This window comes from Methylophilus sp. (assembly GCF_035460085.1).
In the GTDB taxonomy this organism is placed as follows: Bacteria; Pseudomonadota; Gammaproteobacteria; order Burkholderiales; family Methylophilaceae; genus Methylophilus.
In genome coordinates this window covers 1-25,186 of record NZ_DATHWZ010000019.1, presented here as the reverse complement: position 1 = coordinate 25,186, position 25,186 = coordinate 1, and the positions used below count along the sequence as shown (strand labels likewise).

General features: G+C 52.2%; 15 protein-coding genes and 1 pseudogene. 3 read left to right on the top strand and 13 right to left on the bottom strand.

What is annotated here, in order from left to right; genetic code table 11:
- Window positions 1–316: 316 nt before the first annotated feature.
- The 13 genes and pseudogenes from VK958_RS02750 to VK958_RS02690 all read right to left on the bottom strand — a co-directional run bounded on the left by VK958_RS02750 (window position 317) and on the right by VK958_RS02690 (window position 19,079).
- Entirely contained in the window at window positions 317–2,005 is a 1,689-nt protein-coding gene (locus VK958_RS02750; RefSeq protein WP_325238826.1) for a bifunctional protein-serine/threonine kinase/phosphatase, read from the bottom strand.
- Window positions 2,006–2,051: 46 nt separating this feature from the next.
- Window positions 2,052–3,263, bottom strand: coding sequence for a nitrate/nitrite transporter (locus VK958_RS02745; protein ID WP_325238825.1), 1,212 nt, complete (start codon window positions 3,261–3,263; stop codon window positions 2,052–2,054).
- A 57-nt stretch (window positions 3,264–3,320) separates the two neighbouring features.
- Window positions 3,321–4,091, bottom strand: a pseudogene (gene cobA / locus VK958_RS02740) (uroporphyrinogen-III C-methyltransferase); the annotation flags it as partial.
- A 32-nt stretch (window positions 4,092–4,123) separates the two neighbouring features.
- On the bottom strand, window positions 4,124–5,569 hold the full coding sequence (locus VK958_RS02735) for an alginate export family protein (protein WP_325238821.1): 1,446 nt from the start codon (window positions 5,567–5,569) through the stop codon (window positions 4,124–4,126).
- Window positions 5,570–5,652: 83 nt separating this feature from the next.
- Window positions 5,653–6,462 carry an ABC transporter ATP-binding protein gene (locus VK958_RS02730; RefSeq protein WP_414683829.1) on the bottom strand — a complete coding sequence of 270 codons (810 nt, stop codon included), beginning with the start codon at window positions 6,460–6,462 and terminating at the stop codon, window positions 5,653–5,655.
- 15 nt (window positions 6,463–6,477) lie between these two features.
- Window positions 6,478–7,392 carry a nitrate ABC transporter permease gene (gene ntrB / locus VK958_RS02725; RefSeq protein ID WP_325238819.1) on the bottom strand — a complete coding sequence of 305 codons (915 nt, stop codon included), beginning with the start codon at window positions 7,390–7,392 and terminating at the stop codon, window positions 6,478–6,480.
- A gap of 21 nt (window positions 7,393–7,413) precedes the next feature.
- The gene (locus tag VK958_RS02720) at window positions 7,414–8,718 is read right to left on the bottom strand and encodes a CmpA/NrtA family ABC transporter substrate-binding protein (protein ID WP_325238817.1); all 1,305 of its coding nucleotides are present in this window, start codon (window positions 8,716–8,718) and stop codon (window positions 7,414–7,416) included.
- Between the two features lie 356 nt (window positions 8,719–9,074).
- Window positions 9,075–10,343: a nitrate- and nitrite sensing domain-containing protein gene (locus VK958_RS02715; RefSeq protein WP_325238815.1), complete on the bottom strand. Its 1,269-nt coding sequence runs from the start codon at window positions 10,341–10,343 to the stop codon at window positions 9,075–9,077.
- A 130-nt stretch (window positions 10,344–10,473) separates the two neighbouring features.
- Window positions 10,474–11,928 (bottom strand): efflux transporter outer membrane subunit, encoded by a 1,455-nt coding sequence (locus VK958_RS02710; protein ID WP_325238814.1) that lies wholly within the window; start codon window positions 11,926–11,928, stop codon window positions 10,474–10,476.
- Complete coding sequence (locus VK958_RS02705; protein ID WP_325238812.1) at window positions 11,921–15,085, bottom strand: efflux RND transporter permease subunit; 3,165 nt, start codon at window positions 15,083–15,085, stop codon at window positions 11,921–11,923. Before VK958_RS02705 ends, VK958_RS02710 begins: the two co-directional genes overlap by 8 nt.
- A 52-nt stretch (window positions 15,086–15,137) precedes the next feature.
- The gene (locus tag VK958_RS02700; RefSeq protein WP_325238811.1) at window positions 15,138–16,295 is read right to left on the bottom strand and encodes an efflux RND transporter periplasmic adaptor subunit; all 1,158 of its coding nucleotides are present in this window, start codon (window positions 16,293–16,295) and stop codon (window positions 15,138–15,140) included.
- A gap of 288 nt (window positions 16,296–16,583) precedes the next feature.
- Window positions 16,584–18,281 carry a cation:proton antiporter gene (locus tag VK958_RS02695; RefSeq protein WP_325238809.1) on the bottom strand — a complete coding sequence of 566 codons (1,698 nt, stop codon included), beginning with the start codon at window positions 18,279–18,281 and terminating at the stop codon, window positions 16,584–16,586.
- Window positions 18,282–18,482: 201 nt separating this feature from the next.
- On the bottom strand, window positions 18,483–19,079 hold the full coding sequence (locus VK958_RS02690; RefSeq protein WP_325238808.1) for a TetR/AcrR family transcriptional regulator: 597 nt from the start codon (window positions 19,077–19,079) through the stop codon (window positions 18,483–18,485).
- Window positions 19,080–19,201: 122 nt separating this feature from the next.
- Here VK958_RS02690 and VK958_RS02685 point away from each other — a divergent pair, with 122 nt between their 5' ends.
- From VK958_RS02685 to VK958_RS02675, 3 genes are read left to right on the top strand one after another with little or no spacing between them, the layout of a single operon-like run.
- Window positions 19,202–20,398 carry an efflux RND transporter periplasmic adaptor subunit gene (locus tag VK958_RS02685; protein ID WP_325238807.1) on the top strand — a complete coding sequence of 399 codons (1,197 nt, stop codon included), beginning with the start codon at window positions 19,202–19,204 and terminating at the stop codon, window positions 20,396–20,398.
- Entirely contained in the window at window positions 20,395–23,505 is a 3,111-nt protein-coding gene (locus VK958_RS02680; RefSeq protein ID WP_325238806.1) for a multidrug efflux RND transporter permease subunit, read from the top strand. The genes VK958_RS02685 and VK958_RS02680 overlap by 4 nt, the downstream gene beginning before the upstream one ends.
- The gene (locus VK958_RS02675) at window positions 23,495–24,889 is read left to right on the top strand and encodes an efflux transporter outer membrane subunit (RefSeq protein ID WP_325238804.1); all 1,395 of its coding nucleotides are present in this window, start codon (window positions 23,495–23,497) and stop codon (window positions 24,887–24,889) included. Before VK958_RS02680 ends, VK958_RS02675 begins: the two co-directional genes overlap by 11 nt.
- Window positions 24,890–25,186: the final 297 nt, after the last annotated feature.

Genomic DNA, 25,186 nt, shown 5'->3' with positions numbered 1-25,186 from the left:
TTGTCCATAAAAACTAATCGTTAATAAAACGAGGTTTAATATCTATTGAGCAATTAGCAAGCGACATGCCAATCTGGGATATGCAGTATTGATAACACCTGAAAATTTTTTAAGTGATTGTTTTATTGGTGTTTAATTCAGGTTGGTTAAGCGTTTGGATATATTTTTGTAAGGGGTGGCATGGCTTGTAAAACCAGCTGAGCGCACGGGAATGATGCAAATTAGAGCGTTTGCACCAGAATGGGTCTTGATTGAAGGATAAGTTTTGACGCTGAACTCAGAGATGTTTTAGTTCTTTAGGGGAAGGGTTACCTGGTCAGGTAATAAACAACAAGTAGATCAGGATAAGATTGGCAAGCAAAGAGCAAATAGCGAGCCACTGCCATTTGACCAGCCTGGCGCGGCCAATCAAAGGCGTGCGTGGAATTACCAGGGTTTTCAATTCGCCATGTTCTATTGCCAGCAACATTTCTTCTGCGGTTTCAAACCGGTCGTACGGTTTCTTGGCAATCGCTTTCAGAATCACATTTTCAAGCCAGGCCGGAATTTCAGGACGGTAGCGGCTGGGCTTGATCGGTTCGCCGAAACGGGGTGACTGGAAAGGCTCGATCTCGCCATAAGGGTATTTACGGGTCAGCAAATGATAAAGCGTAACGCCGGCAGCATAGATATCGGCCTGCCTGTCCGCCACCTTGCCATCAAACAGTTCCGGTGCCATAAAACTCGGCGTCCCCGGATTCTCCATTTGCTCAGGCATGGGCAGGGTAGGGTTCAATGCGACACCCAAGTCCAGGATTCGCAGGCGGGTATCGCTGCCGATATGAATATTGGCCGGCTTGATATCGCGGTGCACGATATTCAGGCGGTGCAACATGCTTAAACCGCGTAATAAATCCTGGCCGATATTGGCAACCCCATTCATGGTGAAATGGTGCCCGGCATCCAGACGTTGCTGCAAGGTAGAGCCTTCATGCCAGGTCATCACATAATATAGCGCGCTGCGCTGATCCAGCGTCAGCGGCAGTATTTGCGGTACACACTGCGACACGACGCGCTTGGCCAGCCATTCTTCATTCAATAAGGCTTCGCAACTTTCCTTGTCATCTGCCCGTGATGGTTGCAGGGTTTTTAATACAAACAGTTGCCCGGCGGTATTTTTCACCTGGTAGAGGATGCTCAGGCGGGAGTCGTGAATCACCCTGGTCACGGTAAAACCGTCAATCTGGCTGCCGACCGCTAACCTGGGAGGCAGGGGCAGGCTGAGGGCATCGGCCAGCATATCGGTCAGATGATCCTGGCCGACACTTTCAATGTTTACGATGACGGCGGAAGCATTATCCTGGCCGCCTTTTTCTACCGCCAGCGCAGTCAGGTATTCAGCCACCATTTGCGGTGAGTGGTAGAGCATCAGTGCCCGGTGTATGTCGGCATCGCCGACGGCATCCCACACGCCATCGCTGAGGATGGCATACACATCACCGGGTTGCAGCAGGCCTTCGGCATAATCTACCGTGAGCTGGTCATCAAGCCCGACCGCACGTTTGAGTACATGGCGCATATCCGGCCTGTCCCATACATGGTCAGTAGTCAGACATTGCAATGATTGTTCACGCAGGCGGTAGATACGGGTATCTCCCACATGCGCCAGCACATAACGCTGACCGCGCAAAACCATGGCGGACAACGTCGTCGCCATGCCAGCCATCTTGCTATCCTTGCGCGCTTGCGAGAGTACCCACAGGTTGGCTGCTTGTACGACTTTGTCCAGGGCATGCTGGATGGTCCAGGTTTCCGGGGTGGCATAGTAATCAGCCGAGATGCTCCTGGCCGTCATTTCAGACGCTTCAGCCCCGCCTGCACCGCCACTGACCCCATCTGCCACCAGCATGAGCGCGCCTTTGATCGCCAGTTGTGACTCGGAAGGCGTGACCACAGTGACGTAATCCTCGTTACGCGGCCTGGGGCCGATCACACTATGTTCACCCACTTTAAATACAAGACTCATAAGCGGCTATTTTAATGGTTATGATGGATTGGCGGATATGGTTTTCTTATACCTTGGCCGCAGTCACGCTCGCGGCGCCCCAGGTAGTCCGCCAGCGATTTTTCACACCCGTCAGCCCTACCAGCGCCAGGAGCGCTAATCCGGCAAAAATAATCAAGCCTACCTGGTAGCTGCCGGTGATCTGTTTTGAATACCCCAGGCTGGACGCCAGGTAGAAACCACCAATGCCGCCTGCCATGCCGACCAGGCCGGTCATCACGCCAATTTCCTTACGGAAGCGCTGTGGCACCAATTGGAACACCGCGCCATTACCCATACCGAGTGCCGCCATTGCCAGGATGACTACGCCCAGGCCAGTCAGCTGGGTGCTCATACCAAAACTCAATGTGAACAGGAACACAGCGGCCAGCGCATACATGGTACTCAGCGTGCGGATGCCGCCAATACGGTCAGCCAACAGTCCGCCAAACGGACGTACCAGTGAACCGGCGAACACACAGGCAGCGGTGAAGTAACCGGCATGCACAGGATCCAGGCCATACTGGTCATGGAAGTAAATCGTCAGCGAAGAAGCCATGCCGACAAAGCCACCGAAAGTCACGCAATAGAACAGCATAAACCACCAGGCATCTTTGTCTTTCAGTACAGCCATATACTGGGACAATGATTTCGGTGCCGGTGTATCCGGCGCATCTTTGGCAAACACGGTATAGACAATCAGGGCCAGCAATAATGGGATCAGGGCCAGGCCAAACACATTGTTCCAGCCGAAAGCCACTGCCAGTCCGGGCGCAAATAACGCCGCCAGGGCTGTGCCAGAGTTGCCCGCACCCGCAATGCCCAGCGCCGTGCCTTGATGTTCAGGCGGATACCAGCGTGAAGCCAGCGGCAGCGCCACAGCAAATGCAGCACCGGCGAAACCGAGAAACACACCGAGCAGCAAAGCTTGCTGATACGTATGTATGCCATGTAACCAAGCGATGAGCAAGGCAGCCAGTACGATCACCTGGCCGATCAGGCCGGCTTTTTTAGGCTTGAGCTGGTCTACCAGTACGCCCATCACGATGCGCAACAGCGCACCGGTCAGTACCGGCGTGGCGACCATCAGGCCTTTTTGTGCCGGGTTTAATTGCAGGTCAGCGGCAATTTGCACTGCCAGCGGCCCCAGCATGACCCACACCATAAAGCTCAGGTCAAAATAAAAGAACGCTGAAAACAGTGTAGGTTTGTGGCCTACCTCCCAAAAACTTTTTTTCATGTTAAATCTCCGTGTATTTCAAAACATTGTATTTGTCATGCTTGTGAATGCATTTTTTTAATTGCCATTCACCGCTTGTAAATATTCAAATTGCCCCAGCATTTCTAGGGTCTTGGCACTATTTGCCATGTTGACTACTTCACCCACCACGATCATGGCCGGGCTCTTCATCTGGTGCTGGTGACTCAGCATGGGCATGGCTTCAATGGTGCTCACCAGTGCGCGTTCATCGACGCGGGTAGCGCTTTCCACAATCATGCACGGCATGTTTTTTGACATACCGGCAGCGATCAATTCGCGGCTGATATCGGCCAGGTGCTGCATGCCCATGTAAATCACCAGGGTGGTATTGCTTTCTACCAGGGCCCGCCAGGGTAATGGCCCGCCATCCTGCGTATGGCCGGTGACCAGGGTTACACCATGGTTGAGGCCGCGATGCGTGACCGGTACATCCATACTGGCGCAAGCGCTCAGGCCGCTAGTCATCCCGGGAATAATCTCGTAGCTGACACCCGCTGCGCGCAAAGCCAGCATTTCTTCACCGCCACGGCCAAACACGAACGGGTCGCCGCCCTTGAGACGCACCACTACCTGTCCTTGCTCGGCCAGCGCGATCATCATGCGGTTGATAAAGTGCTGCGGGGTAGACTTGCAGCCGCCACGCTTACCCACGTGCACGATACGTGCCTGCGGGCAATGCGTGAGCAGGTCCGGGTTGACCAGGTCATCGACCAGCACGACTTCGGCTTGCTGCAATGCCTTGACGGCCTTGAGCGTGATCAGGTCTGGGTCACCAGGTCCGGCACCTACTAAAAAAACTTTTCCGGCTGTCGTCATAACGTCTTCCTTACATTAAACAATCAAAAGGTGTACATGGCGGTTAACCATAATTTCTCGGTATCCTGTATGCGTCCGCGGTTGGTCAAAGCATTTGTCACAGCATTGGCCGCGCCAGCATATTGGTCGTCTTCGGTATATTTGCCGTATTCGAATTTGGTCATCCAGTTTTTGTCGATATTCCAGGTCACGGCGGCATTCCATTCATGGCCATAGCGGTTGCCATTAGCGGTTGCGCCACCATTCACGGTAAAGAAATCCTCATCTGAACGGATGTCGTGGTAATCGACAAAAAACAGGAAATCGCCATATTTATAAGTGGCTGTGATGAATGAGTCTTTAATGCCCTGGCGTGGTGTCACCAAAAACTTGTCTACCCAGCCCTGGAACAAGTGGTTGGTACCAAAAGGCGTCTGGAAGGCATACTGGCCATCGTTGCTGGAGAGCAGTTCCTGGTCCACACGCAGGTTGAAATTGTCTATGGCAAACCCGCCACCCAGTTTGTAATAGTGGGCATCAATCCGGTTGTCGCCACCCTTGTAATCTGTTTGTTTGGCATATTCGGCCGTGTAATGCGCACGATAATTAGGCGTGAACGGGTGGGTGCCATCCAGGCGCACGCCTATGATCTTGTTGGATTGATCCGCCAGCAAATTATTGAACGTATTGTTAAGTGCAGCAGCACCAAACCACGCGTTGCCCAGGCCCAGGTTTTCAAAGTTTGAAAAATAGCCATAACCGACCAGGAATTCGGTAGGCGAGATACGATAGCGGGCATTGGCGATTTCCAGGTCGCCACTGCGGTGCGAGGTGAAAATCTGCCTGACACGGTCAAAGTGCGCTAAAAAGATTTCTGTATCAGGGATGGTTTTGTTAAACACCGAAATACCATCAAACACCTGGGTGTTCTGGCGGAAGGCAATGTCGCCGATAAAACGCACATTATCCAGGTTGACCGCCTGGCGACCTGCACGGATACGTGTGTTCTTGATACCGGTCCAATCGACAAACAGCTGGTTGATATCGGTGTAGTCAGCGTCTACTACTTTAGCGTAGTTGATGCTGTCGCTTTCGTTAGAAGCGCCATTTGTTCTGACGGTGTTGGTTCCGTCATTAAAGTCATCCTTGAGTTTGCTGACATTGGTGATTTGCGCGGCAAAACTCCAGTTATGGTATGGCGCGGTTTGCCAGCCAATCAGGCTGCGTAAGGTGACGGCATTGGCATTGTCCAGCTCCCGGTTAGCGGTCGGGTTGGCCGAGCCATTGGCAAAGGTGGCTGGCTGCAGGCCATCCTGGTCTACATGTTCATAACGTAATCTGAAACTGGTCATATTCTTGCCGGTTTTAATCGCATCCATAAATGTGTATTCAGGTAAAACTTCTTCTTCAGCCACCACTTGCATGCTCATTGCTGCCATCAATACAGCCAATGAGGCTTGACGCAATCGTTGGTAAGAGTTAGCTTTCATGTTGTTGCTCCTTTGCTTAAGTGGGTAACCATACTTCGATGAGGTATGCGGTGCTGGCGGGTTGCCGCCCGTCAGCACCACTTTTATGCCGCTTTTTTGGCGTGTCTTTCATACAAAAACTTCAATACTTCACTGCGCAGCCGCGTGTAGGCCTGGTCTTCGACCAGTTGCAGTCGATTGCGCGGACGGGGTAGATCCACTTCCAGGATCTCGCCGATGGTCGCCGCCGGGCCATTGGTCATCATGACGATGCGGTCAGACAGCAGCACGGCTTCATCTACATCGTGCGTGACCATCACCGCGGTACAGCCCGAGCGCGCCATAATGCTCATCAACTCATCCTGCAAGCCGGCACGGGTCAATGCATCCAGTGCACCAAACGGTTCATCCAGCAGCAATACTTTGGGTTCCATCGCCAGTGCGCGGGCAATGCCTACCCGTTGTTTCATGCCGCCTGAGATTTCATTCGGACGTTTTTCGATGGCATGGCTGAGGCCTACCAGTTCCAGTGCGGCGGTTGTGCGATCAGCCAGTTGCGTTTTACTTTCGCTGTCTCCGAAAACGCGTTCTACTGCCAGGTATACGTTTTCAAAACAGGTCAACCACGGCAGCAAAGAGTGGTTCTGGAACACCACGGCACGCTCAGGACCAGGTTTGGATATTTCGCGACCGGCACAGAATAAATAGCCATCGGTTGGTTGTAACAAGCCGGCAATCAGGTTGAGTACAGTAGATTTTCCGCAGCCTGAGTGGCCGATGATGGAGATGAACTCGCCTTCGCGGATAGACAGGTTGATATCTTTCAGTGCCTGGAAACTGCCTTTTTTGGTTTGAAACGTCATATTGACGTTTTCAATCAGGACATAACGGTCTTGCGTTACGGTTGTCATCATGGATTCCTTTATGGTTTATTCGTAGCTGTAGCGTTTAGCCACCAGAACCAGCAACTGTTCCAGCAATAAACCGACAATGCCGACAATGAAGATGGCGATGATGATGTGTTCCACATTCAGGTTGTTCCACTCATCCCATACCCAGAAACCGATGCCCACGCCGCCGGTCAGCATTTCTGCAGCGACAATCACCAGCCAGGCAGCCCCGATCGACAAACGCACACCGGTCATCATGTAAGGCATGACATAAGGCAGCAGGATTTTGGTGACCACTTTCCACTCGGACAGGTTGAGCACTTTTGCCACATTCAGGTAATCTTCAGGCACCTTGCTGACACCGACTGCGGTGTTGATGATCATTGGCCAGACAGCGGTGATGAAGATCACCCAGATTGCAGCCGGGTCAGCCGCTTTGAATACCAGCAAGCCAATCGGTAACCAGGCAAGTGGGGATACCGGTTTCAGCAGGCTGATGATCGGTGCCGCCATCCTTGACATAAAGGTGTAGCGGCCAATCACAAAGCCCATCGGGATCCCGACAATAGCGGCCAGTGCAAAACCGGTGGCAACACGCTTAAGCGAATTGAGGATGTTCCAGCCTATGCCCATATCGTTGGGGTTGTTGATATAGAAGGGATCACCGAACAACTCCACTGCTGACAGCCAGGTTTTTACCGGGCCGGGCACGCCCTGTGTCAACGCCGCGACGGTGGCCCAGATAGCGCCAAATACCAGCAAGCCGATCATGGGCGGCAGTAGCCATTCAACGACCACTTTGGCGGCTGCCGCCCATGCGCCCCGCCGCTGCAACGACGGGGTGGCTGCTGTTGCTGTGGTCGAGAGAGGGTTCACCACAGCCACAACCGGTTTCGCAGGAGCCTCTACGCTTGCCTGCATGATTTCTTCCTTGTTAAAGCTGACGACACTCATAGTCATTCTCCTGTTTAAGAATTAAGCTTTAACTTTGAAACTGTTGGCATAGGCTTTCGGATCCTTGCCATCCCACACCACACCATCCATCAGCTTGCTGCTGCGCATCACATCGGTGGGCACCGAGATGCCCAGCGATTTGGCAGCTTCGGTGTAGATATCAATACGGTTTACCTTTTTTGCCACGCCCAGGTAATCCGGGTCAGACTTCAGCAAGCCCCAGCGTTTATGCTGCGTCAGGAACCACATGCCGTCAGACAGGTAAGGGAAATTGACCTTGCCATCGTTGAAGAACTTCATGTAGTTCGGGTCTTCCCATTTTTTGCCGATGCCATTGTCGTAATGGCCGAGGAAGCGTCCTTCGATCACTTCTTCGGGGGCGTTGACATAGGCTTTGCCAGCGATCAGCTTGGCCACTTCAGGGCGGTTTTTGGTGGCGTCGATATAGCGGCAGGCTTCGAGGATAGCTTTGGTCAATGCCAGTGCGGTATTCGGGTTCTTAGCGATAAACTCTGCGGTAGTCCCCAGCACTTTTTCCGGGTGGTCAGTCCAGATATCCTGGCTGGTGGTCACCGTGAAACCGATCTTGTCGTAAATGGCGCGCGCGTTCCATGGTTCGCCGACACAGTAACCATCCATATTGCCGATACGCATATTGGCCACCATTTGTGGTGGTGGCACGACGATGGTTTTCACGTCTTTCATCGGGTTGATGCCGTAGTTGGCCAGCCAGTAATACAGCCACATGGCGTGGGTGCCGGTCGGGAAAGTCTGCGCAAACGTGAAGTCACGGTTTTCGTTATCCAGCAGCCTTTTCAGGGTACCGCCGCTGGTGACGCCTTTTTCTTTCAACTGGTTGGCCAGCGTGATGCCTTGGCCATTGTGGTTCAGCGTCATCAGCACATTCATGTCTTTCTGTTGACCGCCTATGCCCAATTGCACACCATAAATAAGGCCATACAGAACATGTGCAGCATGCAGTTCACCATTCACCAGCTTGTCGCGCACGCCAGCCCAGGAGGCTTCTTTGGAAGGCACAATCTTGATGCCGTATTTTTTATCGAAGCCCATTTGCGCGGCGACCACGATAGGCGCACAGTCAGTTAACGGAATAAAACCGACCTTCACTTCTGTGATTTCAGGGGCGTCTGAACCGGCGGCCCAGGCCTGGCTTCGGATAGCAGAAGGCACCATGTTCATCATGGCGGCGGCGCCAAAGGCACCGGCCAGGGTATGCATGAAGAAATGGCGGCGCTGGCTATCTACCTGCTCAGCCTGTTTCTCTGCTGCAGGAAGAATGACTGTTTTCTTATCTGAACTGCTCATTGCTGCTCCTTGATATGATGAATCTGGATAATGATGAATTTGGGAAACGTAAAAACGAAAAAAGGCGTCCTGAGTGCAAACGAGGGTTCGTTTACACTCAGGACGCCTTTGTCCTCAATCTTTTAAAAACTGCTTACGATGAGTGGCCTGATTTTTATCAAGCTCGCAATTTCAACTTACTTCACTCGTATCCAACCGCCGTTAGCTGAGTACTTAAAACCAGTTCAGCAATTGTTATGCCAGAAATGTGGTAGTGTTTAAGTGGTTGTTCTGGTGAGGTTTTTTGATATTCTTTTGGAAGCTGTCAGCAGTATGCATCGCACCATACAAGTGCGGATGCACCAAGTAGACGGTGATTAACCGGTGTTTTTGTGCAGGGCGAGGATGTTCTCAGCGACATCAATCACCTTACGGTTTTGTTCCATCGCTGTGCTGCGCAGAGACTTGTAAGCTTCCATTTCATTGATGCCGAGTGTGCTCATGAGCACCCCTTTGGCACGTTCAATCTGCTTGCGTTCGACCAGCGCCTTGCGGGTATCCGACAGTTCACTTTCCATATCAGCGATCTGCTGTGATTGCTGCTGCAACAGGCTGATCATCGAGGCGATCGGGTAAGTTTTCAGGGTGTCGTTCGCCTGGAAATTCAACGCACTTTCCACAGGAATAGCCAGGTTGAAAAATGTGCTGTCCAAGGCGGAAGATCGCTTGGCCGCAATTGTATTCAAATACTCCTGCGTTTGTTCAAGATCGTGCTTGGCTTGATGCGCCAGCACTTTCAGCATGCGGTGCATTTTCTCAATCAACTGGCATTGGATCTGCCATATTTCGGTTTGCTGCTGTGTACATAACTCAAACCAGATGTGTGCATCACTGGGTTTCAGTGGCTGCTGGTCTTTGGCAGAAGTCAGTTTGTGGCGGTATCTCAGGTGCTGTTGATGTTGGCTGGTAGCCTGCAAGGTGGCCCATGCCTGTCTTAATTCTTCACCGCCCAGCTGGCTGAATAATTCAAAGTGTCGTTCTTGCTGAGCGACCAGTTCCAGCAGTTTTTGCTGGTGCGGCAATTGCAAGCTGCCTGAACCAAAGATGTAAGAGCCGACCGCGCGCTCCTGACCTGCGAACTCCTTGCCTTGAATCAGGTTGTACAGCGTGAGCAGGCATGTGGAGATTTTATTGTTCACCGAGCTGTCCGTGATCTCAAAAATCAGCGAGATCAGGCTGGCAATCAGGCGGCTGAATGATTCAATACAATTGGTAAAAGAAATCTTATGCAGGGTCACCTGGTGGCGCAACGATGTTTGCTGGTCCAGGCCCAGCAGTATCCAGGAAATCAAGGTCAGTTGCTTGGCATCTGCAAGCGCGTTTTGATTCAGATGCTGTGTTAATGCTTGCCTGAAGCGCGATTCCAACGCAAGGCTCGTACTGATGATCTCAGCGCGTTCTGACGCAAAGCGCTTGCCGGATGAAGCCAGGTACAGGGAGCTTGCCCCCCGTTCAGCCTGCATCTGGTGCACCATCTGACCTATGCTTTCAACAAACTGAATACAGGTATCGAGGCGCTCGAGCTCTTCGATATGCCTGATTTTTGCCAGGATGATGGTTTGTTCGGGAGAGATATCAGTACGCATTAATTAATTACTAAGCAAAAAATGTGCACACTAAACAGGCACATGTTTTTTTGATGACGAAAATAGAAAAAACTGCCTGGAAAGTAGCCTGATGCAGATTAAGGGTTTACTGGCGCAGGCGATGCAGAGTCTATTGCCAGCCGCCGCCTAACACTTTATACAAGGTTAATTGGCTGGCGGCATCGTTTAATTCCAAGGTCACCAGTGATTGCTCGGCAGTATAAAGTGTTCTTTGCGCATCGAGAACGACCAGATAACTATCCACACCATTTTTAAAGCGGGCATCAGCCAGTTGAAACGCCGCTGAAGCCGCATCGGTCAATGACTTTTGCGCCTCTATTTGTGTCTGTATTCCCTCGCGTTGCACCAACACATCAGCCACTTCCCTGAAGGCGGTTTGTACGGTTTTTTCATATTGCGCGAGCAGGATTTGCTGGTTCTTTTCACCAATGGTGAGGTTGGCGCGGTTACGGCCACCATTGAAGATAGGCAGGCTGATCTGCGGCACAAAAGTCCATATGCGGGAACCTGGACCAAACAGGCCATTCAGCTCGGTGCTTGCACTGCCTACTGTGGTGGTCAGGCTGATGGTAGGAAAGAACGCAGCACGGAGTGCACCAATATTGGCATTGGCACCTTCCAGCAGGTGTTCGGCAGCACGCACATCAGGACGTTGCTGCAAGGTTTTTGAAGTCACACCGCGTGGCAAGGCTGTGAAAAGCGCTACGCTGGACAACGCGCTATCCGGCAACCAGGCCGCCGGTACTATGCTCCCAGCCAGCAGGTTAAGTGCATTGATATCCTGCTGGATCTGGATATTGTAAGTTGCGACGGCGACGCGTGCATTATCCACACTGGTTTGCAATTGTTTTAAAGTGAGCGCATTGGCGACACCCAGGTCAAACATCTTTTGATTGATATCGTAAGTATTCTGCTGACTTTTCAGTGTCTGCTGCGCGATAGCCAGCCGCTTTTTATCGGCAGCCAGCGTCAGCCATGCGGTAGAGATTTCAGCCACCAGGCTGATTTGCGTGGTTTTGCGGTTTTCTTCTTCCGAATAAAATGTCTGTAAAGCCTGGGCATTTAAATTACGGATACGGCCAAACAAATCCAGCTCATAGGCACTGAACCCTACGGTGGCACGATATACATGGGATACGTTGCCGCTGTTATTATTGCTCGCTGCCACGGTGCCAGCAGCCACATTGCCATTATTGCCAACGTTAGAAAGCCCTTTAGAGGCAGTTTCTGACAAAGTGGCGGCAACGGTAGGAAACAAGTCTGCGCGCTGTACCTGGTATTGCGCCCTGGCTCTTTCGATATTCAGGGTGGCCACCCGCAAGTCACGGTTATTTTTGAGGGAAAGATCGATTACCTGCTGCAGTCTTTTATTGGTGACGAAAGACTGCCATTTAATTTCAGCCAGCGCTTTCTGTTCATTAGCGACATCGCCAAGTGTGGCAGGCACTGGCGCTTCAGGCCGGCTGTAAAAGGGCGCAAGATTGATGCAGGCTGTCAACGCGAGTGCGCCGGCGAGTAATGTGGCCAGTTTTAGAGGATTGAGTATGAAGTGCAACTTATTCATGGCCAGCTTTGATTTGTGGATGTGTTTCAGGTGAAGCATTCTCAGCCTGGTAAGGAAACAGCGAGCGTATCAACACATAAAACAGCGGTACAAAGAATATGCCGAGGAAAGTGGCCGTCAGCATACCACCCAACACCCCCGTGCCTATCGCCTGGCGGCTGACCGCGCCAGCCCCTTCACTGAACGCTAGCGGTAATACGCCGAAAATAAACGCCAGAGAAGTCATCAGGATAGGGCGCAAGCGCAGTTGTACGGCTTCCAGTGTCGCTTCAATCAGCGGCTTGCCCTGTTCCTGCAGGTGCTTGGCAAATTCAACAATCAGGATGGCGTTCTTGGCCGCCAGGCCTATGGTGGTCAGCAAGCCGACCTGGAAGTACACATCGGCTGTCAGCCCACGCAAGGTGGTGGCCAGCACTGCGCCCAGAATGCCAAGCGGCACCACCAGGATCACCGAGAAAGGCACCGCCCAGCTTTCGTATAATGCCGCCAGGCAGAGGAAAACGAAAATGATAGACACCGCGTATAGCAACGGCGCTTGGGATCCGGATAAACGTTCCTGGTAAGATTGCGCGCTCCATTCATAGCCTATGCCTGTCGGCAATTGCTTGATAATGTCCTCGACGATCAGCATGGCTTCACCGGTACTGATGCCTTTGGCCGGTTCACCGACAATCTCCATGGACGAGATACCATTAAAGCGTTCGAGCAGGGGCGAGCCGGATACCCACTTGGTATTTGAGAAAGCGGAGAAGGGCACCATGTCATTGGTCGTGTTGCGCACATACCAGCGTTCGATATCCTCAGGCTGCATGCGGAACGGCGCATCACCCTGCAGGTAGACTCTTTTTACGCGACCTTTATTAATGAAATCATTGACATAAGTACCACCCATGGCAATCGAGAGGGTGGAGTTAATGCTGGCGGTCGTCAGATTGTAAATACCGGTTTTCTGGTCATCGATGTTCACCCTGAACATAGGCGTATCATCCAGCCCGCTCGGGCGCACCCGGTTCAATTTGGGGTTTTGTGATGCCAGTTCAATAAAGTGGTTTCTGGCCGCCATTAAGCCATCATGGCCCAAACCACCTACATCTTTCAATTCCAGCGTAAAGCCGGAGCCCTGGCCCAGACCGCGCACCGGTGCTGGCTGCGTCACAAATAGCTTAGCATCGCGTATCCCGGATAAGGCTTTGGTCGCCTTGTCGGCCAGTGACGCGGCATCCTCGCCTTCGCCACGTACCGACCAGTCTTTCAGGCGGATAAATGCGCGCCCCGAGTTCTGGCTGCCACCACCACCTTGTCCCTGTCCGGCAATCGTTAAAAACTGGTCTATCACTGCATCCTGGCTATTCAGGTATTTTTCAACCTGTTTCAGCACCTGTTGCATACGAGCATCAGTCGCACCTACCGGCAGCTGGATCTGTGCGCTCAGTGTGCCCTGGTCTTCGGTCGGTAGAAAGGAGCTGGGCAGGCGCGCGAATAACACTGCCAGCACTATGATGATGCCGCCATATACCAGCATGGTCAGCATTTTTCTACGCAGTATCGTTTCTACCGAGGCTTGGTATCGGGCTGACATCGTATCGAACGCCGGGTTAAACCAGCGGAAGAACCAGCCAAACATGCCTCCCGAGGTCGATTTTTCATGCGACACCGGTTTGAGCAAGGTTGCACACAGCGCTGGTGTCAGCGTTAATGCGACCAGCACGGACAACAGCATGGCTGAGACGATGGTGATGGAAAACTGGCGGTAAATCACGCCGGTGGCACCACCAAAGAATGCCATCGGGATAAATACCGCAGACAATACCAGTGAAATACCGACCAGCGCGCTGGTGATCTCGCTCATGGATTTGCGGGTGGCCTCCTTGGGACTCAGGCCTTCTTCACGCATGATACGCTCCACGTTTTCGACCACTACGATGGCGTCATCCACCAGCAGGCCAATCGCGAGTACCAGGCCAAACATGGTCAACGTGTTAATGGAGAAGCCAAATGCTGCCAGCACGCCGAAAGTACCGAGTAAGACCACCGGCACCGCAATCGCCGGAATCAGGGTCGCACGCAGGTTCTGCAGGAACACGTACATGATGATCACCACCAGTAAAATCGCTTCCACCAGCGATTTCACCACCTCCTTGATCGAAAGCCGCACGAATGGCGTGGTGTCATAAGGGATATACACGCTAAGCTTCAACTCAGCAGGAAAGTAGGGTTCAAGTTCGACCAATTTGTCTTTCACTGCCTGCGCAGTCGCCAGCGCATTGGCACCGGAAGCCAGCCGTACCCCAAAAGCGGCCGAGGTTTTACCATTGAGCCTGGCGACCGGCGTATAACTCTCAGCGCCCAGCTCTACTCTGGCAACATCAGATAAATGCACCAGGAAACCGTCAGCCCCGGATTTGACGATGATCTGCTTGAACTGGTCTACCGTCTGTAATTTGCTGCGTGCGGTGATCGGCGCGTTCAGTTCCTGGCTGTTGACGGCAGGTAATGCGCCCAGCTGGCCGGAGGAGACTTCAGTGTTCTGTGCCTGTACAGCCGCAGAAATATCCGAAGGGATCAGATTGTATTTTTGCAGTTTGGCCGGATCCAGCCATATACGCATGGCGTAGCCCGAGCCCAGCGTTTGCACATCACCCACCCCATCCAGGCGGCTGATCTGGTCTATCAGGTTGCTGGAAATATAATCGCCGATATCAATTGCCCGAACGCTGGGGTTATCAGACATCAGCGACACCACCATCAGGAAATCAATACCGGTTTTTGCAACCGTCACGCCCTGGCTTTGTACGATCTGCGGCAAACGTGGCATGGCTTGCTGCAATTTGTTCTGCACCTGCATCTGCGCCACATCGGGGTTGGTGCCGGCGTCAAACGTCAGGCTGATGCTCGCAGTACCTGAAGAAGTGCTGCTGGCCGACATATAGGTGAGGTTATCAATCCCCTTCATATACTGTTCGATCACCTGGGTGACCGAGTTTTCAATCGTATCGGCAGCAGCGCCTGTATAAGTCGCATTGATGGACACACGCGGCGGGGCGATGTCTGGATACTGTTCCAGTGGCAGCCACTCAATCGCGCCTATCCCGGCCAGCATGATGACAATCGCAATCACCCAGGCAAAAATCGGACGTTGTATAAAAAAGGCGGCCATGAATAAAGTCTTTTAGTGTGGGATGTTCAGTATCTGGTCCAAGCGCCCGGCATTATTGTTTGGGTGCTTGTTGAGGCTGTGGGTTGTTCGCTGAAGCCGTCGCGGGAGGCACAAAAGGCACCGGCTTGACGACACTGCCGACGCTGGCCTTCTGCACACCATCCATCACCACACGCTCACCGGCCTGCAGGCCTTTGCTGACCCGCCATGCGTCGCCGTTAGTGCCATTGGTTTCTATGATTTTCTGTTGCACTTTTTGCGCTGCATCCACTACCAGCACTGTGGGTTCACCCCGTGTATTCCGGGTCACTGCGCGTTGCGGCACCAGGATGGCCTCTTTATCCATTGCCACATCGATCAGGGCATGCACATACATGCCAGGCAGCAATACGCCTTCCGGGTTAGGCACCACTGCACGTAAAGTCACCGCACCGGAAGCCGTATTCACACTGACGCCACTGAATTTGAGTTTACCTGCATGTGCATAGGTCGAGCCGTCTTCCAGCACTACCCGCACCGGCACTTCTTTTTGCGTGTTGCCGGTCAGTTTCCCGGCCGCAATATCCCGTCTCAGTGTTAACAGGTCGCTACTGGATTGAATCACATCAACATAAATAGGGTCCAGTTGTTGCACGGTCGTGAGTGCCGCTTCCTGATTGGCAGTCACCAGCGCGCCTGGGGTAAAGGTTGAAGTAGAAACAAAACCGGTGATTGGAGAAACCAGCTTGGTGAAATCCAGGTTGATCCTGGCCGTACTCAACATGGCCCTGGCTGCCGCGACATCCGCTTCGCCTTGCTGCAGGGCGGCCTGGGTATCGTCATTATCCTGCCTGCTGATGGCGTTGATCTTCACCAGCTCTTTATAACGGTCGGCTTTGAGTTTCAGGGTGACCAGGGTGGCTTCGGTTTTTTGCAGCGCGGCTGCGGCACTTTGGTAACTGGCCAGGTAGGGCGCAGGCTCAATCTGGTAAAGCAGGTCGCCTGCTCTCACCAAAGCGCCTTCGGTAAAGTTACGCTGGCGGATAATACCGCTGACCTGGGGCCTGATCTCTGAAATCAGGTAGGGAGTAGTGCGGCCCGGCAGGTCTGCCACGATAGGTTGGGTAACCTGCTGCACGGTGATTACCCCGACTTCAGGTATCTTGGTATTGGGATTTTTGGATTTGTCATCAGCGGAACACCCAGCCAGCGCCAGGCATATCAGCGCCAAAGGGATAGATAAAAATATCCGAAGGGGAAATGCATGAGGTAAATATACTGGTAATGGAGCAGTGGGCGCGAAGGCGTACATGGAAACCGTTTTCAATCGTTTGTATTCAATGGTTATGTTGCTGTGACAAGATTCTAAGGTTTTTTATTACATTGAAATGTAACGATACGTATCTGAGCGTGAAATAGACGGATAAATTCAGCAGGATTCGTGGTGATGGCAACAGACATGAGGAAACCGGGCCATGGCATGGCCCGGATGGGGATTTTTTAAAGATAATAAACTGCTTTAAAGGATATGCCGTTCAAACCGCTGCAGTACATGGGCAGACATCCCTTTGGCCAGTTCTTCCTCACCAAAAAATACCGTATCGCCGACTTCTTTTTGCAAACGCTGGTATTCGTCTTCATGATGGGTGCGGATCACCACTTCAATATCTGGCTTCAACTGTTTGGCGATATCGACAATCTTGCGGATATCCATTGAATCCGGGGTGGCGATAATCAGCATGGCGGCATTGGCGATATGCGCCTGTATCAATACCATCGGGTCAGCCGCGTTCCCGGAAACCGCTGGCTGGCCTTTCTTACGCAGTTTTTCCACCAATTCACGGTTCTGCTCGGCGACCACAAACGGAATACTGGAAGCTTCCAGTGACATGGCAATGCGTTTACCCACGCGGCCATAACCCACCAATACCACCTGGCCCTCAAGGAATTTTCTTTCAGTGGTCATGGGTAATTCGCCGTAAGGGTCCATGCGCTGCGACAACCGCCGCGCCACATCAGATTTATTTACAACCCAGCTGGCAAAAGGTTTAATCGAGGCAAACACTAACGGATTAAGTGCGATTGAAATCAATGCCCCGGCCAGTACCAGGCTCATGGCGTCCTGTGACAGCAAGCCCAGCGAAACCCCCAGGCCTGCCAGAATGAATGAAAACTCACCGATTTGCGCCAGGCTGGCCGCAACGGTTAATGCGGTATTCAGCGGGTAGCGCAGCGCCAGTACGATAGCGACGGCAGCCAGCGATTTGCCGACCACAATAATGCCCACTACGGCCAGCACCTGGTAGGGTTGCTTGATCAGGATACTCGGGTCAAACAGCATCCCTACAGCAACAAAGAACAACACTGCAAACGCATCGCGGAACGGCAGGGAGTCTTCTGCCGCTCTATGGCTGTATTCTGATTCGCGCATGATCATGCCGGCGAAGAACGCCCCCAGCGCAAAGGATACGTTAAACAGTGAAGATGCAAAAAAGGCGACGCCGATCGCGACTGCAATCACGGTAAGTGTAAATAGTTCACGTGAACCTGTGCCTGCGACGTACCACAACAGCCATGGCAGTACACGCCGGCCCACCACCAGCATCACGGCGACAAAACCGGCAATTTCCAGCATGGTCATGCCTATGGTTTCCCAGATAGCACCGGCATTGGCGACCTCACCCTGACCACCTAATGCGCCTGCCAGTGCCGGCATCAGCACCAGTACCAACACCGTGATCATGTCCTCCACCACTAACCAGCCAACGGCAATTTTGCCATTCATGCTTTCGAGGATGCGTCTGGATTCCAATGCTTTCAGTAATACCACGGTACTGGCGCAGGAAAGGGATAAGCCGAACACAAGGCCATGCCCCATACTCCATCCCCAATAATGGGCGACTAACATGCCCAGCAGGGTGGCCAATGCCATTTGTACGAGTGCGCCGGGTAAGGCAATCCGTTTGACGGACATCAAATCCTGTATTGAGAAATGCAAACCGACGCCAAACATCAGCAGCATGACGCCAATCTCTGACAGTTGAGAGGCGATTTCAATATCTGCCACGAAGCCAGGTGTGGCCGGTCCGATCAATATCCCGGCAAATAAATAGCCAATCAGCGCCGGAAGTTTCAATTTTTCGGCAATCAATCCAAAAACTAGTGATAAAGCGAACGCTGCAGCGATGGTGGTAATCAGGGAAAGGTTGTGATCCATAAGGCTTGGTTTTTTCTATTGGCTAAATGTAAAGGCTTTTTTATTGGTTTGAATCATTGACCTCGCTCACTCAAAAAAGTTGAACAAGTTTTATTGGTATCAATTTAATCCGCTATTATCTTGACCCATGCCAAGGCAACTCGTCAATGTTTTACCAGACTAACTCTGGCAAATAACTTTTCAGACAGTTGCGCGTATATCTCAGGTAGGTAGCCGTTGCAGGCCATATTCACATAACTGTTCGGCTTTCTGCCAGCACTGGTTTTCCGGCAAATTGCCAAAATGCACAATGCTGAACACGCCTTCAATAATGGATTGGCAATACAGGCTGATCAGTTCAAAATCCGCATCGGGTTTCAATTCGCCCACGCTGATCGATTGTTTGAGCAAAGCATCAATCTGGGCAATACGCTTTTTTTCCCACGCATAGCGAAGTTGCAGTAATTCAGGCGAATCATCAATGCCGATATACAGAAAAAATAATACTTTCTGGATCGAGCTTGGTTCAATGTAACTGCGGATTTCCTGCAGGCAATACTGTTTCAGGTTGAGCAGCGGGCTAATGCCTGCATCTCCTTGAAAGGGCGCCACCTGGTCAATCACACGCTCAGCCATGGCGGTGGCCAATTCAAGCTTGCTTTTGTAATGGCCATACACCGCCCCGCGCGACAATTTGGCGGCTTCTGCAATGTCCGACATGGTCGTCAGCGTAAAGCCCTTGTCGTAAAAAACGGATTCCGCAGCGTCCATGATCTGATCGCGGGTTTTCTGGGCATCCTCTTTGGTTTTTCTGGCCATGGCAAATGACATGCATTAAGAAATGAATGACACCATCATAGCAAGAAATAATTAATCAGTCACGATTGATTAATTAAAAAACTGCGGATAGAATAGTAGCCATTCGCATTTGAGGCATGTGTATGTCGCTATTCCGTTCTCACTCCATTTCGCTATCACTTTCTCTGGGTCTACTATTGTTATTGGCTGCCTGCAGCAAAACTGAAGAGGCTGCCGTCGGTCCTGCTGGCGCAGCTGAAGTTGAGGTGGTGCAGGTGCAATATACAGAAATTCCGAGCGAAGTAGAGTTGCCAGGTCGTGTGGAAGCGTTCCGCATTGCCGAAGTGAGGGCGCGGGTGACTGGGATAGTCGCCAAGCGCCTTTATCAGGAAGGGCAGGTAGTCAAAGCCGGAACTACCTTGTTCGCACTGAATCCTGAACAGTTACAGGCTTCCAGGCTGGAAGCCGAAGCCGAGTTGGCCAGGACAGAGGCCAACCTGGTCAATGCCAATGATAAATTACAGCGCTACCAGGCCCTGGTCAGCGATCAGTCTGTGAGCCAGCGCGATTACCGTGCTGCGCAGGCAGAAGTGCAACTTGCAAAAGCCGAAGTGGCGGCCGCACAGGCTAAATTGAACCGCGCCAAACTTGACGTAGGCTACGCCAATGTACAGGCGCCGATTGATGGCGTGGCCCGGCGTGCGCTGGTGACTGAAGGTGCGCTGGTGGGTAAGGATGAAGCCACACATATGACCACGGTAGAGCAGGTGAATCCGGTGTATGTCAACTTCGCACAATCTTCTTCTGAAGTGTTTGCCTTGCGCAAAGCACTGCGTGATGGACAACTCAAGGGCAGCGACGGCAAGTTTAAAATCGAATTGATCCTTCCAGACGGATCAGCTTACCCAAGTGCCGGAAAACTGTCATTCTCAGATGTGTCTGTCAACCAGACCACAGACTCAGTGGTGATGCGCGCCATTTTTGAAAACCCGCAGCAAGAGTTGATGCCAGGTGCCTATGTGCGCCTGAAGATACGCCAGGCAACAAATCCGAAAGCCATTCTGATACCACGTGATGCTTTGCTGCGCGACCAGTTCTCAGCAAGAGTTTGGGTGGTGAATGCACAGCAAGTGCTTGAATCACGTGAAGTGCAAACCGGCAGCCTGTCCGGCAAACAGTGGGTGATTGAGCAGGGCTTGCAACCAGGCGAAAAGGTAGTGATCACCAATGCGGCTACACAAGTGGCGGGTACTAAAGTGACGCCGAAAGTGGTCGGCGTAAATGATAAAGACGCTAGCACAAGCGATACCGCCGAAAAAACAACGAAAGCCGCTTCATGAGCCGATTCTTTATTGATCGCCCGATATTTGCCTGGGTGATCGCGATCCTGATTGTGCTGGCAGGTGTCCTCGCCATCAAACAATTACCGATTGCGCAATATCCTGACATCGCGCCCCCGGTGGTGAATATCGCCGCGACTTATCCTGGGGCGTCAGCCAAAGTGGTAGAAGAAACCGTGACGTCGATTATCGAGCGCGAGATGAACGGTATGCCTGGCCTGATGTATGTTTCCGCGACCAGCAACGTCGGCATGGCTTCTATCAGCGTGACTTTCCGACAGGGTACTAACCCTGACCTGGCGGCGGTGGATGTGCAGAACCGACTCAAAAGCGTAGAAGTGCGTTTGCCTGAAATCGTCCGCCGTAGCGGCATTACGGTAGAAAAATCGGCAGATAGTTTCCAGCTGATCGTGTCACTGACCTCTGAAGATAACCGCTACAGTGAAATTGACCTCGGCGAGTTGTCTTCTGCCACCGTCATGCCGACACTGAAACGTGTGCAGGGTGTTGGTAAAGTGCAGTCGTTCAGCCCGGAATATGCGATGCGCATCTGGCCCGACCCGCAGAAAATGGCTGGCCTGAATGTCAGCGTGACAGAGATTTCAAATGCCTTGCGTAGCTACAATACCCGCCTGACGCTGGGCCAGGTCGGTGCCAGCGGTGTGCCTGAAGGCTCGCCGCTGAGCGTGTCGCTGGAGGCAGAAGCTACTCTCAAGACCGTGGAAGATTTCGCCAGCGTGCCTATCCGTACCCAGCCTGACGGCTCAGCGTTGCTGATCAAGGACGTAGCCCGTGTCGAAATGGGCAGCAGTGACTATACCTATAGTTCGAAAGTGAACGGCAAGAATGCCGCCGGTATGGCGATCAAGCTATCACCCGGCTCTAACGCGGTAGAAACCATCAAGCGCGTTAAGGTCGCCATGGAGCAGATGCAGCCATACTTTCCGCCGAATGTCGTGTTCCAGTTGTCTTATGACTCCTCCGCGTTTGTGTCTATTTCGATCAAGAAAGTGATCCAGACCCTGATTGAAGCGGTGGTACTGGTGTTCCTGGTCATGTACCTGTTTATGCAAAACCTGCGTGCGACGCTGATCCCGACCATCGTAGTACCTATCGCCCTAATGGGTACGTTCGCGGTGATGTACTGGCTAGGTTATTCGATCAATGTACTCACTATGTTTGGTGTCGTACTGGCGATCGGTATCCTGGTCGATGATGCGATTGTCGTGGTGGAGAATGTCGAACGCCTCATCGTTGAGGAAGGCTTGTCGGCTTATGATGCGACCGTAAAAGCCATGTCTCAGATCAGCGGCGCCGTGGTCGGCATCACCGCGGTGCTGGTATCGGTGTTTATCCCGATGGCATTTTTCAGTGGTGCGGTGGGCAATATCTACCGTCAGTTCTCACTGGCACTTTCGGTCTCGATCAGCTTCTCGGCATTTCTTGCGTTGTCGCTGACACCGGCGTTGTGCTCCACATTGCTACGCCATGAATCCGGTAATAAAGCCCGTTTCTTTGTCTGGTTTAACCAAAGCTTTAAATGCATGACCGAGCGATATACCAGGCTGACCGGAGGTTTGCTTAATAAGCCATTGCGCTGGCTGGTCATATTCGCACTGATAGTCACGCTGGTAGGCTGGCTATTCATGCGGTTGCCAGGCGCTTTCCTGCCGGAAGAAGATCAGGGTAACTTTATGGTCATGGTGTCATTGCCACAGGGCGCCACCCTGGCGGAAACTGCACAAGTGCTTGGCGATATGAGCAGTTATATCCAGAAAAACGAACCGGTGGATATTATTTTTGAAGTCAGCGGTTTTAGCTTTTACGGTACCAGTACCAATAGCGGCATGCTGTTTATCACGCTCAAAGACTGGACCGAACGTCCTGAGGCAGAGCAGCAGGTATCGGCGATTGTGAATCGCGTTAACCAGCACTTTTATGGTCGTCCGAATTTAACTATTTTTGCCATGAATGCGCCACCGTTGCCTGAATTGGGTAGCGTAGGCGGATTTGACCTCAAGCTGGTGGACCGGGCGAGTGTCGGCATAGACACGCTGATGAAAGCGCGTGACCAGTTGATTGCCGAGTCGGCCAAACATCCTGAACTGGCCAATGTGTTGTTCGCCGGCCTCTACGATACCCCGGTTGTGAATATGCATCTGAATCGCAGCAAGGCCAATGCGCTGGGTGTTTCTGTGGATGAGATCAATGACACCCTGGCGACCCTGCTCGGTTCGAATTACCTGGGCGATTTTGTCTACGGCAACCAGGTGCGCAGGGTGCTGATACAGGCAGATGGCAAGCAGCGCCAGACGCTGGAAGATATCAGGAAGATCCGCCTGAAAGCGTCAGATGGCAGCCTGGTGCCATTGTCTTCGATCATGACGCTGGATTGGGCCATGGGCACGCCGCAACGCACACGCTTTAATGGTTTCCCTTCATTTAATATCAATGGTGGACCAGCGCCTGGCTACAGCAGCGGCGACGCCATGAAAAAAATCGAAGCAGTCGTGCAGGGGTTGGGTAAAGGCATCGGTTTTGAATGGGCCGGCCAATCGCTGGAAGAAAAGCAATCCGGCAGCCAGGCTGCTTTGTTGTTTGGCTTGTCTATCCTGGTGGTGTTCCTGGTACTGGCCGCATTGTATGAAAGCTGGGCGATTCCATTCGCCGTGATGCTGGTAGTGCCATTGGGCGTGCTAGGCGCCGTATTAGGTGTGACCATCCGTGGATTGCCGAATGATATTTATTTCAAAGTGGGCCTGATCGCTACCATAGGCCTGTCTGCCAAAAACGCCATCCTGATTGTAGAATTTGCGCGTGAGCACGTGCTGCAAGGCATGCCCTTGATAGAAGCCAGCCTGCTGGCAGCCAAAGAACGTTTGCGCCCGATTGTCATGACGTCACTGGCCTTCGGTGTCGGTGTCATCCCGCTCGCGTTCTCTACTGGCGCTGCTTCCGGTGCCCAGGTGGCGATCGGTACCAGTGTGTTAGGCGGCATTATCACCGCGACCTTGCTGGCGATCTTTTTTGTACCGTTATTTTTTATTGTGGTGGGGCGCTGGATGCGCAAACCAGCATCCACACAAAGGATGTCCCATGAAGTGTAGCCGTATTCAGGCCAAATTAGCCATCATGGTCACGCTGGCATTCGCCGTCAGCAGTTGCTCGCTGGTGCCTGAGTATTTCAGGCCTGCCGCACCGGTTCCTGAAGCTTATCCTGGCCAACCAGCCAGTGAATCAGTGACTGAAGCACCGCCGCTGACCTGGCAAAGCTATTTCCCGGATGCAGATTTGCAGAAGCTGATACAGGTTGGCCTTGAACATAACCGTGACCTGAAAACAGCAGTGCTGCGCATGGATGAAGCCAAGGCGACCTATGGCGTGCAGAAGGCAGACCGCTTGCCAACTATACAAGGCAACATCGGTTATGATCGTAGCCGCACGGTGTTCAGCTCCAGTCAGGCATTTGAAGCCGAGCTGTTCCGGGCTGGAGTCGGCATCACGGATTACGAGATTGATATTTTTGGCCGCGTCAAAAGTTTGTCCCAGTCGGCGCTCGAACAATACCTGTCTGTTGCTGAGAACCGCCAGGTGATACAGGCAACACTGGTTACTGAAATCGCCACCCAATATGTCAACCTGCTGGCCATACATGCACAGCTAAAACTGGCACAGCAAACCCTGGAGGACAGGAAACAGACCCTGCAGCGCACTCAGCGCCGTTTTGAGGCTGGCATAGACCAGATACTCGATGTCAAAGCTGCCCAAATCCAGGTCGAGCAGGTACAAGCACAATATGCACAGTGGCAACGCCAGCTGGAAACAACAAAAAATGCGCTGTATTTATTACTCGGTGAACCTACACAGCGCACGGCGTTGACAGTGAAACCACTGGAAGATCTAAAACTTGGCACAACCACTATTGGATTACCTTCAACCCTACTCACCAGAAGAGCCGATATCCGCGCTGCCGAGCATCAGCTGAAAGCTGCCAATGCCAATATTGGCGCAGCGAGAGCCGCCTTTTACCCGCGCTTGCAACTTACCACCAATGTCGGCCTGGTCAACTCAGACTTTTCCAAACTGTTTACCCAGACCGGCAGTAATTACTGGGCTTTCAGCCCACAGCTGGTGATCCCGATTTTTAACTACGGCAGAAATAAAGCCAATCTCAACCTGGCAGAAACGCGCCAGCATATAGAAATTGTCAATTACGAAAAAACCATACAAACCGCTTTTAAAGAGGTGATGGACGTACTGTCAACCCGCACTGCCATCGCAGAAGAAGCCGCTGCCAGAACGCGATTAAGTGAACTGGAAAGCAGCCGCTTGCAACTGGTGAAACGCAAACTCGATCAAGGTCTGGTCAATTATCTGGAACTGCTGGATGCCCAGCGTAGTGTGTTGGATGCACAAGCACAAGCACTGCAAATCAAACAGCAGGCGTTGCAGAACCAGGTAAGCCTGTACAAGGCGCTTGGGGGCAATTGAAAACTGGAATATCACCGAATCGAACAACTTGCCTAAAGTGTTGAATTTACAAAAATTTTCACCTTGAATTCACGCCCGAAAGCACAAGCTAATTGCATATTTTGTATGTAAATGTAATAGTCAATTCACTACTAAAATAAGATGAAAATGTTTCAGGGGCGATATCCCGGTTTTAAGCGTTTTTTGAAGTGATTATTTTTTAATTGAGGAGACCCACATGAAACAACTTAGTAAATTTGCAGTTGCCTTAAGTTTGGCATTCGGATGCACACAAGCCTTTGCTGCGGCATCAATTTT

Coding starts and splice junctions, on each gene's coding strand:
- VK958_RS02750 (WP_325238826.1), bottom strand. CDS start 2,005: ATGAGTCTTGTATTTAAAGTGGGTGAACATAGTGTGATCGGCCCCAGG.
- VK958_RS02720 (WP_325238817.1), bottom strand. CDS start 8,718: ATGAGCAGTTCAGATAAGAAAACAGTCATTCTTCCTGCAGCAGAGAAA.
- VK958_RS02695 (WP_325238809.1), bottom strand. CDS start 18,281: ATGGATCACAACCTTTCCCTGATTACCACCATCGCTGCAGCGTTCGCT.
- VK958_RS02680 (WP_325238806.1), top strand. CDS start 20,395: ATGAGCCGATTCTTTATTGATCGCCCGATATTTGCCTGGGTGATCGCG.
- VK958_RS02715 (WP_325238815.1), bottom strand. CDS start 10,343: ATGCGTACTGATATCTCTCCCGAACAAACCATCATCCTGGCAAAAATC.
- VK958_RS02690 (WP_325238808.1), bottom strand. CDS start 19,079: ATGGCCAGAAAAACCAAAGAGGATGCCCAGAAAACCCGCGATCAGATC.
- VK958_RS02675 (WP_325238804.1), top strand. CDS start 23,495: ATGAAGTGTAGCCGTATTCAGGCCAAATTAGCCATCATGGTCACGCTG.
- VK958_RS02730 (WP_414683829.1), bottom strand. CDS start 6,462: ATGATGACAACCGTAACGCAAGACCGTTATGTCCTGATTGAAAACGTC.
- ntrB (WP_325238819.1), bottom strand. CDS start 7,392: ATGAGTGTCGTCAGCTTTAACAAGGAAGAAATCATGCAGGCAAGCGTA.
- VK958_RS02685 (WP_325238807.1), top strand. CDS start 19,202: ATGTCGCTATTCCGTTCTCACTCCATTTCGCTATCACTTTCTCTGGGT.
- VK958_RS02735 (WP_325238821.1), bottom strand. CDS start 5,569: ATGAAAGCTAACTCTTACCAACGATTGCGTCAAGCCTCATTGGCTGTA.
- VK958_RS02710 (WP_325238814.1), bottom strand. CDS start 11,928: ATGAATAAGTTGCACTTCATACTCAATCCTCTAAAACTGGCCACATTA.
- VK958_RS02705 (WP_325238812.1), bottom strand. CDS start 15,085: ATGGCCGCCTTTTTTATACAACGTCCGATTTTTGCCTGGGTGATTGCG.
- VK958_RS02745 (WP_325238825.1), bottom strand. CDS start 3,263: ATGAAAAAAAGTTTTTGGGAGGTAGGCCACAAACCTACACTGTTTTCA.